The 14,820-nt window shown below is 69.6% G+C and carries 14 protein-coding genes; 11 read left to right on the top strand and 3 right to left on the bottom strand.

The genetic code is table 11. The features are described 5' to 3' along the window. Positions 1 to 12: 12 nt before the first annotated feature. Positions 13 to 1,695 (bottom strand): flavodoxin domain-containing protein, encoded by a 1,683-nt coding sequence (locus tag AC3WTD_RS10400; protein WP_492613743.1) that lies wholly within the window; start codon positions 1,693 to 1,695, stop codon positions 13 to 15. 237 nt (positions 1,696 to 1,932) lie between these two features. On the opposite strand from AC3WTD_RS10400, the gene AC3WTD_RS10395 reads away from it, so the two are divergent. The 11 genes from AC3WTD_RS10395 (at position 1,933) to AC3WTD_RS10345 (ending at position 13,384) form a co-directional block, all read left to right on the top strand. Further along, positions 1,933 to 2,622: a response regulator gene (locus tag AC3WTD_RS10395; RefSeq protein ID WP_492613742.1), complete on the top strand. Its 690-nt coding sequence runs from the start codon at positions 1,933 to 1,935 to the stop codon at positions 2,620 to 2,622. Further along, on the top strand, positions 2,619 to 4,034 hold the full coding sequence (locus tag AC3WTD_RS10390) for a sensor histidine kinase (protein WP_492613741.1): 1,416 nt from the start codon (positions 2,619 to 2,621) through the stop codon (positions 4,032 to 4,034). The genes AC3WTD_RS10395 and AC3WTD_RS10390 overlap by 4 nt, the downstream gene beginning before the upstream one ends. Positions 4,035 to 4,253: 219 nt before the next feature. Continuing rightward, positions 4,254 to 5,642, top strand: coding sequence for a TolC family protein (locus tag AC3WTD_RS10385; protein ID WP_492613740.1), 1,389 nt, complete (start codon positions 4,254 to 4,256; stop codon positions 5,640 to 5,642). Between the two features lie 136 nt (positions 5,643 to 5,778). Beyond that, complete coding sequence (locus tag AC3WTD_RS10380; protein ID WP_027493580.1) at positions 5,779 to 6,909, top strand: ABC transporter permease; 1,131 nt, start codon at positions 5,779 to 5,781, stop codon at positions 6,907 to 6,909. A 5-nt stretch (positions 6,910 to 6,914) separates the two neighbouring features. Further along, entirely contained in the window at positions 6,915 to 7,664 is a 750-nt protein-coding gene (locus AC3WTD_RS10375; protein ID WP_027493581.1) for an ABC transporter ATP-binding protein, read from the top strand. Beyond that, positions 7,661 to 8,629 carry an efflux RND transporter periplasmic adaptor subunit gene (locus AC3WTD_RS10370; protein WP_492613739.1) on the top strand — a complete coding sequence of 323 codons (969 nt, stop codon included), beginning with the start codon at positions 7,661 to 7,663 and terminating at the stop codon, positions 8,627 to 8,629. Before AC3WTD_RS10375 ends, AC3WTD_RS10370 begins: the two co-directional genes overlap by 4 nt. Positions 8,630 to 8,696: 67 nt before the next feature. Further along, on the top strand, positions 8,697 to 9,533 hold the full coding sequence (locus AC3WTD_RS10365) for an alpha/beta hydrolase (protein WP_235642585.1): 837 nt from the start codon (positions 8,697 to 8,699) through the stop codon (positions 9,531 to 9,533). Continuing rightward, complete coding sequence (locus AC3WTD_RS10360) at positions 9,533 to 9,913, top strand: DMT family transporter (protein ID WP_027493584.1); 381 nt, start codon at positions 9,533 to 9,535, stop codon at positions 9,911 to 9,913. Before AC3WTD_RS10365 ends, AC3WTD_RS10360 begins: the two co-directional genes overlap by 1 nt. Then, a complete protein-coding gene (locus AC3WTD_RS10355) occupies positions 9,910 to 10,317 on the top strand; it encodes a DMT family transporter (RefSeq protein ID WP_027493585.1) in 408 nt (135 codons plus the stop codon). The genes AC3WTD_RS10360 and AC3WTD_RS10355 overlap by 4 nt, the downstream gene beginning before the upstream one ends. A gap of 22 nt (positions 10,318 to 10,339) precedes the next feature. Further along, complete coding sequence (locus AC3WTD_RS10350) at positions 10,340 to 11,542, top strand: DegT/DnrJ/EryC1/StrS family aminotransferase (protein ID WP_492613738.1); 1,203 nt, start codon at positions 10,340 to 10,342, stop codon at positions 11,540 to 11,542. A gap of 147 nt (positions 11,543 to 11,689) precedes the next feature. Further along, complete coding sequence (locus AC3WTD_RS10345) at positions 11,690 to 13,384, top strand: ArnT family glycosyltransferase (protein ID WP_492613737.1); 1,695 nt, start codon at positions 11,690 to 11,692, stop codon at positions 13,382 to 13,384. Positions 13,385 to 13,804: 420 nt separating this feature from the next. Here AC3WTD_RS10345 and AC3WTD_RS10340 read toward each other — a convergent pair whose 3' ends face one another. Further along, the gene (locus tag AC3WTD_RS10340) at positions 13,805 to 14,311 is read right to left on the bottom strand and encodes a hypothetical protein (protein ID WP_492613736.1); all 507 of its coding nucleotides are present in this window, start codon (positions 14,309 to 14,311) and stop codon (positions 13,805 to 13,807) included. Continuing rightward, positions 14,311 to 14,802 carry a hypothetical protein gene (locus AC3WTD_RS10335; RefSeq protein WP_492613735.1) on the bottom strand — a complete coding sequence of 164 codons (492 nt, stop codon included), beginning with the start codon at positions 14,800 to 14,802 and terminating at the stop codon, positions 14,311 to 14,313. Before AC3WTD_RS10335 ends, AC3WTD_RS10340 begins: the two co-directional genes overlap by 1 nt. Between the last annotated feature and the right edge of the window lie 18 nt (positions 14,803 to 14,820).

Raw genomic sequence — 14,820 nt, 5'->3', positions numbered from 1 at the left:
CATGCAATGGACTCAGTAGACGTCGCGCCGGTAGCGCCCCTGCGCACGCAACTGCCCGACCTCCGCATCGCCCAGCACGTCGCGCAATACCGCATCGACACCCGGCGCCAGGCCGTCGAGGCTGCCGCACACGTAGATCGCCGCGCCGGCGTCGACCCAGCGCCGCAGTTCACCGGCCGCCTCGCGCAGCCGCTGCTGCACGTGGATGCGCTCGGCCTGGTCGCGCGACCAGGCAAAATCGGTGCGTTCGATCCAGCCGCCCGCCAGCCAGCGCTCGATCTCCTCGCGATAGAAGCCATCGTGCGCCGCATGCCGCTCGCCGAACAGCAGCCAGTTGCGCCGATGGCCGGCGGCGATGCGTGCCTTCAGCAGCGCGCGCAACGCCGCCAGCCCAGTGCCGTTGCCGATCAGGATCAGCGGCCGCGCATCCCGCGGCAGATGGAAATTGGGGTTGCCGCGCACGCGCAGGGCCACCGGCGCCCCAATCGACGCATGCGCGGTCAGCCAGCCGGAGCCGAGGCCGAGGTAGCCGCCGCGGCCGCGCATCTGGCGCACCAGCAGGTGGATCGCGCCGTCGCCCGGCAGCGAGGCGATCGAGTATTCGCGGTGCGGCAGCCGCTGCAGCCTCGCCGCCACGGTCTGTTCGTCCAACCCGTCGATCTCGCCGGCTTCAGGCAGGCGGCAACGCGCCAGCCATCCGGCCAGCGGCAGGCGCTCCCTGCCGAACGCCACCGACACACGGCCATCCAGCCCGCTGGCCGCCAGCCAGGCCGCCACCTTTTCCGGCGCATGACAGGGGCCGATCTCGACCAGGTCGCCGGCCTGCCAGTCTGCAAGGCCCTCAAGCGGCTGCAGCTCGAGATGGAAGCAGGCTTCGCCCACGCTGCCGGGATTGAGCAGGCGCCGTTCGGCCAGCCGCCAGCGCTGGTACTTCGGCGCCTGCCAGTCCGGCAGGTCGCTGACGCCGGTGAGCATCGCCAGGTGGTGTTGCCAGTGGCGCAGGCTGGCCTCATCTTCGCTGTCCACCTCCACCGGATCGAACAGCGCCCGCGCACCGCTGGCCTCGAGCCAGCGCTGCAGCTGCCGGCCGAAGCCGCAAAAGTCCTCGTAGTCGCTGTCGCCCAGCGCGAGCAGGCCGTAGCGCAGCCCGTCCAGCGGCGCCGGCTGCCGCATGGCCAGGCGGCTGAACGCCTGCGCCATGTCCGGCGGTTCGCCATCGCCGGTGGTACTGGCCACAAACAGCACGCGACCGGCACGACGCAACTCATCGGGCGTTACGCCGTCGAGGCCATGCAAACGCGCCGGCACGCCAGCAGCCTGCAGACTCTGCAAGGTCTGCCGCGCGAGTTGCTCGGCGAAGCCGGTCTGGCTGGCGTAGACCACCTGCACGCCGACCCCGGCCTGCGCCGCGCCGGCTGTTGCCCCGGCCACCGCCGTGGCCGGATCGCGGGTGGTGGCGGTATCGGCCACCACCCGCGGCTTGCGCGGCGCCGGCACGCGCCGCAGGCGCCACCAGCCGAACAGCCCCAGCCACGCCGCCAGCAGCAGCGCCGAGCCGAGCCAGCCCAGCGCCTGCGGACTGCGCGCATCGGCGTGCCGCAGGAGCAGCGCCGCCGAGAGCAGCGCCAGCCCGGTCGGCAGGATCGCGTTGCCGACAACCGCGCGCCATGTCGTCGTCGCGCCGTGCCTGCTCATCGTGGCGGCTCCGGCAATCTGGTGGATGATGACGGCTGACCCATGCTTGTCCATGATTCGCATAGACGCGCCAGCCGGGGAACCGCCGCCGGTACATGGTGGTCTCGATGGGCGCAAACTCCGCAGTCACGGCCTGCGCCGGCGACCATTAGACCGCAGACAAGAATCAATCTCAACAAATCGACCCACCGGGCCTGGCATTCAGCCAGCTCCGTGCATTACAGGAGCACCCAGCGCATGCGCATTCTTCTGGCCGAGGACGACCCCGCCATCGCCGACGGCCTCTGTGCCTCGTTGCGCCACGGCGGCCATGCGGTGGACCACGCCTCCCGCGGCAATCTCGCCGACGCCGCGCTGCGCGATCACGACTACGACCTGCTGGTGCTGGACCTGGGCCTGCCCGCCCTGGACGGCACCGAGGTATTGCGCCGCCTGCGCCAGCGCGGCACCGGCATGCCGGTGCTGGTGGTGACCGCCCGCGAAGGCCTGGCCGAACGCATCCGCGTGCTCGATCTAGGCGCCGACGACTACCTGGTGAAGCCCTTCGCCCTGGCCGAGTTCGAGGCCCGCGTGCGGGCACTGCTGCGCCGGGCCAACAGCCAGGGCAAGCCGGAGCTGCAACTGGGCCGGTTGCGGCTGGATCTGCCGGGGCATCGCGCCTGGATCGGCCAGACGCCGCTGGAACTGACCGCGCGCGAGTTCGGCCTGCTCGAGGCGCTGGCCACGCGGGTCGATCGCGTCACCAGTCGCGCCCAGCTGGTGGCGGCGCTGTGCGACTGGGACCAGGAGCTGACCGACAACGGACTGGACATCGCCATCCACCGGCTGCGCCGCAAGCTGCAAGGCAGCGGCACCGGCGTACGCACCATCCGCGGCCTCGGCTATCTGCTGGAAGAAACCGACGACAGCGAGAACGGCCAGGCATGAACCCGCCACGCACGCGCCCGCTGCGGCCCAGCCTGCGCCGACGCCTCCTGCTGGCCCTGCTGGTGCCGGTCGGCGTGCTGCTGCTGCTGGATGCGCTGCTGACCTATGGCGTGGCGCTGGGCTACGCCAACCGGGTGCACGATCGCGACCTGAGCAATGATGCCGTGACCCTGGCCACCATGGTCGGCAACGAGCAGTTCGGCAGCGACGTGGCCCCGCAGGCACGCTTCCTGCTCGAATACGACCCGGAAGGCCGTGGCTATTTCAACGTGAGCAGCGCCCGGCACGGCCTGCTGGCCGGCAACGAAAGACTGCCGGAACCGCCGCAGGCGCCTGCCATCGGCGCCGCGCCGACGCTCTACGACCTGCAGATGGAGAAACACACCCTGCGCGCGGCGACGGTGCGCGTCGCGATGCGCAGTGAACCCGGCGACAGCCTGGTCGTCACCGTTGCCGAGACGCTGCACGACCGCCACCAGCAGGCACGCGAAATCCTGCTGCTGGCGATCATGATGCAGGCCCTGCTGATCGCCTGCGTGCTTTCGCTGGTCTGGTTCGGCGTGGGCCGCGGCCTGCGCGTGCTCGACCCGCTGACCGCCCGGCTCGCCGCGCGCAACAACGAACTCACGCCGATCGACGGCCCCGACGTACCGCTGGAGATCCGGCCACTGACACGGACCATCGACGCGCTGTTTGCCCGTCTGCGCGGCATGCTGACCCTGCACGACCGCTTCATCGCCGATGCCGCGCACCAGTTGCGCACGCCGCTGACCGGGTTGAGCCTGCACGTCGAACACGCCATCGCCAACCCGCAGCCGGAAACGGTGGCCGACGCCCTGCTCCACATCCAGCGGCTGGTGCGCCGCGCCGCGCGCACGTCCGCACAACTGCTGGCGCTGACGCGCGTGCAGGCGCCCTCGCTGGAAACCGGCGAGTGCGCCCTGCTCGATCTCGCCCGCTTCATTCCCGAGGCGGTCGCCGACCGCGTGCACGAGGCAATCCGGGCTGGCGTGGATCTGGGCTACGAAGGCAGCGGCCAGCCGCTGTTCGTGCTGGGCGACGCCGCCAGCCTGCTGGACCTGCTGGACAACCTGATCGACAACGCCGTGCGTTATGCCGGCCGCGGCAGCGCCGTCACCGTGAGGCTGGCGGTACGCGCCGATGGTGGCGCCAGCCTCAGCGTCGAGGACAACGGCCCCGGCGTCCCGGCCGAGCTGCTGCCGCGGCTGAGCGAGCGTTTCTTCCGCGTCGCCGGCAACAACGAGGAAGGCAGCGGGCTGGGGCTGGCGATCGTCCAGCGCATCGCCGAGCGGCATCATGCCGAGGTGGTTTATCGGCCCGGCGAGCCGCGCGGCCTGTGTGTGGAGGTCCGGTTCCCCGCCGCGCCAAGCGGCTCCGACCGGCCGGCATGAAGGTGGCCGGCGCCAGCCCGCTGCGTGCCTGCAGCCCGGCCACGCCGCCACCATCAGCATGAAGAAGGATTCTTCCGCCATAATGGCGGGCCACGACCGTCCCTCCACGCCGACCCTGATATCCGGCCCGATCATGCTTCCGAGAACATACACGCTGTGCCACTTCGACTGAGCAAGGCAACCGCGAACCACGGGTGGCGCACCTGCCTGCTTGTCGCCATGCTCTGCGGGCTGGCCGGCTGCGCCGCCCCGCTGCCCAAACTGGCGCCGCCGGTACCTGCGCAATGGCGGCATGCGGTCACGGCGGATCCGGCCCCGCCGACCGACCTGCACGGCTGGTGGCACGCCTTCGCCGACCCCGACCTCGATGCGCTGGTCGACCGCGCGCTGGCCCACAACCTCGACGTGGCGCAGGCGGTCGAGCGGTTGCGCGCCGTGCGCAGCCTGCACGAACGCGCCCACGCCCGCTATCTGCCGGAACTGCACGCGCGCACCCACGACTCGATCGATCCGGATGCCAGCGCCTCGTACCTCGTGGCCGGCTTCGATGCCAGTTGGGAACTTGGCCTGTTCGGCCGCGCCGAGGGCACCCGGCGCGAATCGCAGGGCGCGCTGGATGCCGGTGTGGCCGACCTGCAAGCCGCGCGGGTCAGCCTGGTCGCCGAAGTGGTGCGCGAGTGGATCGGCCTGCGCACCGCGCAGCAGCAGGAACAGCTGCTGCAGCAGATCAGCCAGCAGCGCAGGCAGGCGTGGGAACTGCAGCAGACACGCCAGCGCCTGCTGCTGGCGGCCCCCGGCGCCGTGGACCAGGCGCAGGCCGCCTGGGCACGGGCCGAAGCCGCGCTGGCAGCGCCGCGCCAGGCCGCCGACGCCAGCGCGCAGCGGCTGGCCGTCCTGCTCGGACAGAACCACCCCGACCCGGCGTGGCTGCAGGCGGGTACGCCGCCGGAGCTGGGCGCCTGGCGACTCGACGGCACGCCGGCCGAGCTGCTGCGCACGCGGCCGGAAATCGCCCGCGCCGAGGCGGACGTGCTGCGCAGTGCCGGCGACCTGGCGCTGGCCCACGCCGAGCTGTTTCCCAACATCGGCCTCGGCGCCTCGATGGTCTGGGCCACCGACATCAACAACAACCGCCGCTTCTCCACCACCCCGAACGCCATCAACTCGCTGGGTCCGGTGATCGACATCCCGCTGTTCGACTGGGGCATGCGGCTGGCCGCCAAGCACGCCAGGGACCATGAACTGAAAGCCAGCGTGCTGGCCTACCGACAAGCCGTGCTGCAGGGCGTGGCCGAGGTGGAAACCGCGCTGGGCGGCCTGGAGCAGCAGCGTCGGCGCGAGCAGCAGGAAACTCTGGCGTGGCAGGCGCTGCAACGCGCCGACCAGGCCGTGCAGGTGCGTAACAAGCTGCAACTGGACAGCCCGCTCGATCGCACCGAAAGCTGGATCGCCGCCGAGCAGGCCGCGCTCGAACTGGCCGACGCGCGCGCCGCGCACAGCCTCGCCTACGTGGCGCTGTTCAAAGCGCTGGGCGGCGCGCCGCGGCCCGCGCCGGAAACGGCACAGGCCGCGACGGCGCCCGACGCCGCCGACGGAGCGCCGCACTGATGGCAACCTCGAACCACTTCGTCCCCCCGACGAAAGCCGGGGTCCAGCGCCGTCAGGCCACTGCTGGCAGAAGCCTGCGGATTCCTGCTTTCGCGGGAATGACGGCAAACGGAGCAGCTTTTCGGGGTTGCCGCTGATGGTGGCCCTGGCGCGCAAGACGCTGGTCTACGAATGGCGGCGCTTCCTGCCGGCGATGCTGGCGGTCGGCTTCGCCGGCCTGCTGCAGCTGCTGCAGATCGCGCTGGTGCTGGGCATCTTCGGCAGCACCAGCCTCTACATCACCGGCTCGTCGGCCGACGTATGGGTCGGCTACCCCGGCACGCAGAGCGTGAGCCTGGGCCGCACGATCGACGCCGACGTGGAGTCGCGCCTGCTGATGGACCCGGCAGTGCAGCAGGTCGAGCCGTACCTGTGGGTCGACGGCGACTGGCGCGGGCCGCGCGAAACCGGCGGCGTCTCGGTGTTCGTCTCCGGCATCGATCCGGCCGCCGACGCGCTGATGTTCTCCAAGGTGCTGGCCCCGGCGCTGCGCCGGCGGCTGGCCGAACCGGATGCGATCGTGATCGACCGCTCCGCCATGGACCAGCTCGGCGTGGGCATCGGCCAGACCGCCACCATCAACGGTCACCAGGTACGCGTGGTCGGCATCAGCCGCGGCCTGCGCGCGCTCGGCGGGGTCAACGTGCTGTGCTCGTTGGACACCGCGCGCCGGCTGGACAACGACCCGGCCGACCTCGGGCCGACCTACCTGGTGGCGAAACTGCGCGACCCGACCCAGGCCGACGCCGTGGCGATGCGCCTGCGCGGCGACACCGCCTTCGGCCCGTATACCGCATGGAGCGCCGCCGATTTCGCCAACATCTCGGTGCGCTACTGGTTGTTCGACACCGGCGCCGGCGCTGGCGTGCTGTTCCTGGCCGGCATCGTGTTCCTGGTCGGCGCGGCGATCACCAGCCAGACCCTGATCGCCGCGGTGAACGGCTCGGTGCGCGAGTACGCCACCCTCAACGCACTCGGCGTGGGCGTGGGCGCGCTGCGCAAGGTGGTGCTGGAACAGGCGTTCTGGGTCGGCGCGCTGGGCCTGCTCGGGGCCAGCGCGCTGGGCATCCTGCTGATGCTGCTGGCGCGCAGCCAGGACGTGCCGGTGGTGCTGAACGTACCGGCTGCGCTGGCCTGCATCCTGCTGGTGATGGGTCTGGCGGCGGTCTCCGGCCTGGCCGCGATGCGCAGCCTGCGCCGCGCCGATCCCGCGACCTTGCTGAGGTAGCCGCGATGCCTGTCCACGCCATCGAGCCGGCACGCACGCCGGCGCTGCAGGCCGAGAACGTCAGCAAGGCGTTCATCTCCGGCCACCAGAGCACGCAGGTGCTGAACAACTTCTCGCTGAGCATCGACGCCGGCGAACTGACCCTGATCTCCGGCCCGTCCGGCTGCGGCAAGAGCACCCTGCTGGCGATCCTCAGCGGCCTGCAGAAGGTCGATGCCGGCCGCGTGCTGGCGCTGGGCAGTGAGCTGGGCCAGCTCGACATGCGCGCGCTGGAACGCTTCCGCCTGCAGCACACCGGCTTCGTGTTCCAGGGCTTCAACCTGTTCCCCGCGCTCTCCGCGTTCGAGCAGGTCGAGCTGCCGTTGAACCACATGGGTCTGTCGCGCGAGGAGGCGTGCCGGCGCACGCAACAGTCGCTGGAGGAGGTCGGCCTGGCGCACCGCATGCGGCTGCGCCCGTCGGAGCTGTCCGGCGGCGAAAAACAGCGCGTGGCGATCGCCCGCGCGCTGGCCAAGCAGCCCGAGCTGTTGTTCGCCGACGAACCGACCAGCGCGCTGGATGCCGCCAACGGCCAGATCATCATCGACATCCTGCACCGCATCGCCCATACCCACGGCACTACCGTGCTGTGCGTCAGCCATGACCCGCGCCTGGTCGCCCACGCCGACCGTGTGCTGGCGATGGAGGATGGCCGCATACTCAGTGACCGGCGCAACCACGGCGCGGTCATCGACAGCAAGGAAAACCCCGCATGAAGCTGCCCGCCTTCCACCCATCATGGCGCACGCACGCGGCGCGCCTGCTCCGCCGCGGCGGCCTCGCGCTGGCCGTCGCGGCGCTGCTGCCGGCCTGCTCGCCCTCGGCCCCGGCACCGGCCGACACCGGCGCCAAGCCCGCGGCCACCTACGTCGCCGTCGCGCGCGGCAGGGTCGACATCGAAGGCGGCCTGCTGAACCTGGCCATGCCGCGCGAAGGCACGTTGGCCACGGTTGCCGTGCACGAGGGCGACCGCGTCAAGCAAGGCCAGTTGCTGGCGGCGCTGGATACCGAGCCGGCCAGGCTGGCGGTCGAGGCGGCGCAGGCGCAACAGGAGCAGGCACAGGCCCAGCTGAAGCTGCTCGGGATCAAGCAGGCCGCGGCGCAGCAGCGCGCCCAACGCCTCGCCGCCGCCGCCGCCGCCGGCGCCGGCGACGGCCAGAGCGCCGACGATGCGCGCGAGGCGGCCGCGCAGATCGACGCCGAGCAGCAGGCGGCCCGCGCCGCCTTGGGCATGGCTGGCCAGAAGCTGGACGAGGCCCGCTACGAGCTGAAGCAGCGCAGCCTGGTTGCGCCGTTCGACGCCGACGTGGTGCGGGTGTCGGGCCAGCGTGGCACCAGCGTGTCGCCTGCATCCGGGCCGTTGTTCGTGCTGTTGCCGCGGAAGCCGCGGATCGTGCGCGCCGAGCTCAACGACAGCTTCGCCGCGGCGGTCCACCCGGGCATGCCGGCCGAAGTGGTGGCCGAAGGCGGCGAGCATGTCCGCTGGACCGCGCACGTGCTGCGCATTGGCAAGGTCTACAGCCCGGCCACGATGGAGAACGACCCGCAGATACGCGCCAACGCGCGCACGGTGGAGTGCGTGCTGGCGTTCGACCAGCCCGACGCCGAACCGGTGCGCAACCTGCGCATCGGCCAGCGCGTGACGGTGCGCTTCGGCGCCGACGGCGCGCCGAAAGACTGAGGAAACCGCCCGCTGCGATCATTCCGCGCATGAAAATTGACGCCGTTCGTTCCCGCAAGGCCATCGCGTGATCCAGCAAACCGACTTTTTCCTCGAGGGTGGCCGCAGCGGCGTGCTGCTGATCCACGGCCTCACCGGCACGCCGATGGAAATGAAGCTGCTCGGCAAGGGCCTGAACAACGCCGGCTTCACCGTGCACGGCATGCAGCTGGCCGGCCACTGCGGCAATGTCGAGGACCTGCTCGCCACCGGCTGGCGCGACTGGTACGCCAGCGTCGAGCAGGCTGCCGATGCAATGCTCGACAAGGTCGACCAGCTGTTCGTCGGCGGTCTCTCGATGGGCGCGCTGCTGGCGCTGAAACTGGCCGCCGAGCGGCCCGGGCGGGTCGCCGGCGTGGGCGTGTACGGCGCCACCTTCCGCTACGACGGCTGGAGCATCCCGAAACTGGCGCGGCTGTCGTTCCTGCTGCCGCTGCTGAAGAAACTCGGCATCGGCCGCGACCGCAGCTTCATGGAGCAGCCGCCCTACGGCATCCGCGACGAGCGCCTGCGCGCGCAAGTCAGCGCGGCGATGCTCGGCGGCGACAGTGCTGCCGCCGGCCTGCCCGGCAACCCGTGGTACTCGCTGGCCGAGATGTACGGCCTGGCGGCCGACGTGCGCCGCCGGCTACCGCGGGTAACCGCGCCGTGCCTGGTCGCCCACGCCAGCGACGACGACGTGGCCAGCACCAAGAACGCCGAGCTGGTCATGCGTCAGGTCAGCGCGCCGACCGAGCTGCTGCTGCTCGAGGACAGCTACCACATGATCACCATCGACAAGCAGCGGCGCACCCTGATCCAGCGCTCGGCCGCGTTCTTCAACGGCATCGCCGCATCGAACGGCACGCAGCGCGCCGCCGCCTGATGATGGCGGCGGAGGGATCCATCTCCACCCTCGTGGCGAGCCTGTGGCTCCTCAACATCGTGCTCGATACCGGCGGCCAGCTGGCGTTCAAGGCCGCCGCGGGCGACCCGGCGGCCGGCGACGGCCTGGCGCGCTGGAAACACATGGCGTCGCGGCCATGGCTGTGGCTCGGCGTCGGCAGCTACGTGGCCGAATTCCTGGTGTGGATCGCGTTCCTCTCGCTGGTCCCGTTGTCCGAGGGCGTGCTGCTGGGCTCGATCAACATCGTCGCGATCATGCTCGCCGGGCGTTTCCTGTTCGGCGAGAAGCTCACCAGGTGGCGCGTCGCCGGCATTGCGCTGGTCACGCTCGGCGTGACGATCGTGGGGCTGGGCACATGAAGCGCTTCTACCTGCTCGGTTTCCTGCTGCTGATGGGCTTCGACACGCTCGCGCAGATCAGCTTCAAGTACGCCGGTACCCAGGCGCTGCCGGTGGAGGCCAGCCTGGCATGGCTGCTGCGCGTGTTCGGCCAGCCGTGGGTCTACGGCGCGGTGATCGGTTACGTCGGCGCGTTCTTCACCTGGATGGCGCTGCTCAAGCACGCACCGATCGGCCCCGCCTTCGCCGCCTCGCATCTGGAAGTGGTCTCGGTGATGCTGCTGTCGATCTGGCTGTTCGACGAGCAGCTCACCCTCGCCCGCGCGCTGGGCGCGCTGGCGATCATCGCCGGCATCGTCTGCCTCGGCTTCGCCGAGAGCCGCGAACACGCCGCAGAAGCCGACGCCGACCCGGCGCTTGGCTAGACCCCCGCGCTACGCTGCGCGCATGCTACCCCATCGCCGCCACGAACTGCCTCCCACCGCCGGCCTGCCGCTGCGGCTGGCCGACCTGCGCCCCGGCGCGCCGACACTGGCCGACGACGTCGCCGCTCTGCTGGGCACCCCGCCACTGTCACTGACCTGTTCCGGCACCGCGGCGCTGCTGCTGACGCTCACCACGCTGCGCGAACTCGCTCCGCGCCGCCGCCGCGTGGTGGTGCCGGCTTATACCTGCCCGCTGGTGGCGATCGCCGTGCAGCAGGCCGGGCTGGAGCTGCAGCTGTGCGATCTCCGGCCCGGCCACTACGACATGGATCCGTCCGCGCTGCGCGCGGCCTGCGACGAGCACACGCTGGCGATCGTGCCGACCCACCTGGCCGGCCGCGTCGCCGACGTCGATGACGCGCTGGCCGTCGCACGCAGCGTCGGCGCATACGTGATCGAGGACGCCGCGCAGGCGCTGGGCGCGCGCCGCGGCGAGGCCAGCGTGGGGTTGGCCGGCGACGCGGGCTTCTTCAGCCTCGCCGCCGGCAAGGGCCTGTCGATCTACGAGGGCGGCCTGCTCGCCGCACGCGACCCCGCGCTGCGCGAGCGGCTGGCCGACGCGGCGAAGCGCGTGCCGCCGCACGCCGGCTGGGAGTGGCGGCGGCGCCTCGAACTGCTCGGCTACGCCGCGCTGTACCGACCGTGGGGCCTGCGCCTGGCCTACGGCAACCCGCTGCGCCGCGCACTGCGCCGCGGCGACGAGATTGCCGCCGTGGGCGACGACTTCCCCCTGGCCATCCCGCTGCACCGCGTCGGCCGCTGGCGGCAGACGGTGGGCGCGCATGCCGTGCCGCGGCTGCCGGCGTTTCTCGATCAGTTGTCCATGCAGGCGCAACGCCGCCTGCCACGGTTGCGTCGGATCGACGGCATCGAAGTACTCGACGACCCCGCCGGCGCCCACGGCACCTGGCCATTCTTCCTGCTGCTGCTGCCTGACCACCGGCGCCGCGACGCCGTGCTGGCGCAGCTGTGGCAGGCCGGCCATGGCGTCAGCCGCCTGTTCATCCACGCCTTGCCCGACTACCCCTATCTCGCCGGCACGGTGCCCGCGCAGGACGTGCCGCACGCCCGTGACTTCGCCGCACGCAGCCTCAGCATCGGCAACAGCCCGTGGATGACCGATGCGGACTTCGAGGCGATCTGCGGGATACTCGAACGCTGTTGAAGCGGCCGCGCGGCATGTTGTCGCACTGCGGACAATTCACACCGACGAAATCGTCCACCCGCAACAATGACGCTCCGGTTCGCGGTCGCCCACACGCTGGCGACCGCGACGGTTCCGCGCGGTTCCCACACAGTTTCCGAGGGTGGCATGACGGCAATACAAGGCAAGGATCTCATTGGCGGGTTACGCGGAAACCCGCGCCTGCAAGGGATCGCGGCACTGATCCTGCTGCTGCCGCCAGTGTTCTTCCTGTTTCCGGTGCCGATCGACGAGACGCGCTACCTCGCGGTGGCGTGGAACATGCACCTGAGCGGCCAGTGGCTGGTGCCGTGGCTGGACGGCGCGCCGTATTCGGACAAGGCGCCGCTGCTGTTCTGGCTGATCAACCTGACCTGGTCGGTGACCGGCGTGCACGCCTGGGCGGCACGCCTGCTGGAGCTGCTTCTGCTGCTGGCCACCCTCCCGCTGCTCGCCTCGCTCGGCCGGCGGCTAGGTGCCGGGGCCACCGCCGTGCGGGCCTCGCTGTGGCTGTGGCTGGGCTGCGCCGCCGTCGCGGTGTATGCCGGTACGGTGATGTTCGACATGCTGCTTACGTTATGCACGCTGGTGGCGTGGCGGGCCACGCCAGCGCTGGCCGGCCGGCGCTGGCCGCTCGCGGTGGCGGCGATGGCGGTGGCGCTGGGTGCGGGGGTCCTGGTCAAGGGGCCGGTCGCGCTGCTGGTGGGCGGCGTGCCGGCGCTGCTGGCACCGTGGTGGCTGCCGCAGGCGCGGCCGCTGGCGACCTGGCTGCGGCTGCTCGCCGCGTTGCTCGGCGCCGTGCTGCTGGCGCTGGCCTGGGCGCTGCCTGCGGCCCGGGCGGGCGGCACGCAGTACGCGGATGCGATCTTCCTGCACCAGACGGTGGGGCGCGTGGTGCAGAGCTTCGCGCACGCCCGGCCATGGTGGTGGTACCTGCCGATCCTGCCGGCGATGATGCTGCCATGGGTGGCCTCGGTCAGGCGCGGCGGGTCCGCGCCGGTGCCTGCCGGCGGGGTGGTGGACCGCTTCATGGCGGCTGCCTTCGTTCCCGCCTTCGTCCTGTTCAGCCTGATCAGCGGCAAGCAGCCGCACTACCTGCTGCCGTTGCTGCCGGCACTGGCCCTGGCCGGCGGGGTTCGCCTCGGCGCAGGCCGCTGGCGCGTGGTGGGCTGGCGCGTCGGGCTGGTGCTGGCGCTGATCGGCATCGCCGTGGCGGTCGGCCTGGGTCGGCTGGCGGTGAATCACGCCGGTCGCATCGAGGCGATCGCCTGCGGCGTGCTGATCGTCGTTGTGGGGCTGTCGTTCATCATGGAGCGGCGGACGACGTCGCTGCCGGTGGACCGCGCCGCGCTCGGCATGCTGGCGGCGCTGCTGCTGTGCAAGCTCGCCTTCGTGCTGGGCGCCGCCCCCCGCTACGACGTCATGGCGGCAGCCCGCCGCGTGGCCGCCGCGCAACAGGCCGGCGTGCCGCTGCTGTTCGCCGGCCCGCAGTACGGCCTGCTCACCTTCGCCGGCCGGCTGACCGCGCCGATCCCGGCCACCGCCAACCCGGCCGCGGTAGCCGCATGGGCGCACGCCCATCCGCAAGGCTGGGTGATCACCAACGAGCCGGACTACCACTATCCGGCCACACCGCTGTACCGCCAGCCCTATCGCGACGGCAGCCTGCGCATCTGGCGCGCCGGTGACCTGACAGGTGCGGCGTCGGCACCTCCGCTTACCCAGACCCTGTCTGACTACCCTACCTCACCGGCACGGTGCCCTCCGCGGACGTGCCCTATGCGCGCGACTTCGCCGCGCGCAGCCACCGGCAACGGCCCGTGAATGACGGGGCGGTGTCGGGGATGATCCGCGGCGTGCTGGAAAACCGCCAAGTTCCATGTGATTCCATCTCATAACGGACTGGATAGCAGAGCATCTTCATGTGAGCGCGACACCTCCGCGTACGGCCTTCGCACTACATCAGCGCTGCTTGCTGCGCTGATTTAATGTGTGTTCCAACTCCAACCGTGCCGCGCTAGCACTGCTAAAAATTTGCCGACAACTCTCAAGCCATTTACGAGGACATTGCTCCCTGCTTAGCTCCATGATTTTCTGCAAATCCGCCATTGAATTGGTTGCATCAATATGTCGTAAAACAAATACTTTAAAGTCCCTGCAGCATCTATGGTTTTGTACTCGTCCCCGACAGCCAGCCCAAGCGGGTCGACGTAGCTCAACGGGTTATTCCCGACATAGGCATAGTTAATGGCAACGATATAGTGCCCTACCCACCTTGCTCTGCAGCTCAAGATTAACCTTGCTGTTCTCTGCTTTCAAAAGAACCAACACTAGGTCTTTGGGGCCGGTTGATACGGTATTTCCACGCGAGTAGCCGTATAGAATCACCGTGTTTGGTCTGTCGGAGTCTGCAGATTTCCCAATAAGACTTAAGCTATTGGCGAGCATTTTTGGTACGACAATTTTCTTGCCGGGACCAACCTCAGGCCTTGAAGGAGGCGCGATAAAGACTGATGGATTGTCGAAAAATGCGGAAGGACCGCCGATAAGAATTCTCACGATCCCGTGTTTGCTTTTTGCGCTACCCGAGTCCGCATCAAGACCAGTACTCACATCGTAGGTCACGCCTGGAACCGGTTTGACGCAAATTTGGAATGCGGACTGTCCGAGAGGTTTTCCCTCTTCAGCTATAGCAGATGAGCAGGCAATAAGGTAGGTCAGAAGGAAGGCGATTCTGAAGATGGTCTTCATTACTGCACATGCCTCACAACGTTGAAGGGGGAGTTCAAAATGGCTTGGATTTCATCAGGGGTAACTGTCGGCGTTGTGTAGATATTATCCATGATGGTTCGCGAGTCCGGGTGTTCACCAAGGCCCATCAAATGGCCCGCCTCATGAGCGTAATCAAGGCACCGCGAACGACTGGGCTGGGCAAACCGCCGGCCACTCTTAGCATCGCCAAAAACGCGGGACAGACCTTGAGCATCCCCAGAACCCGGCGCGATGGTGATGGCGTTTACAGGGATGTTCAACGATGAGCCGTTGATGACAGTGGTGACCACGTTGTACTGACCGAACTGACCGGTCCATGTACTTGTGATGGCAGCAGCCATGGCTTGTTGTTGGCCAAACGTCCCGCCCGTAAACGTAATTGGGAGAACAATAGAGATGTTGTTTCCCGACTGCCATATGTAGCCCACTAACCCCGTCGGGTCGACGGCGGCGAGTGGATTGTTCTTCACATAGGCAGACCTGATTCC

The organism is Rhodanobacter sp. FW106-PBR-R2A-1-15 (assembly GCF_058789735.1).
Note: the sequence above shows the minus strand (reverse complement) of the source record. Positions and strands in the feature narration are given on the sequence as shown.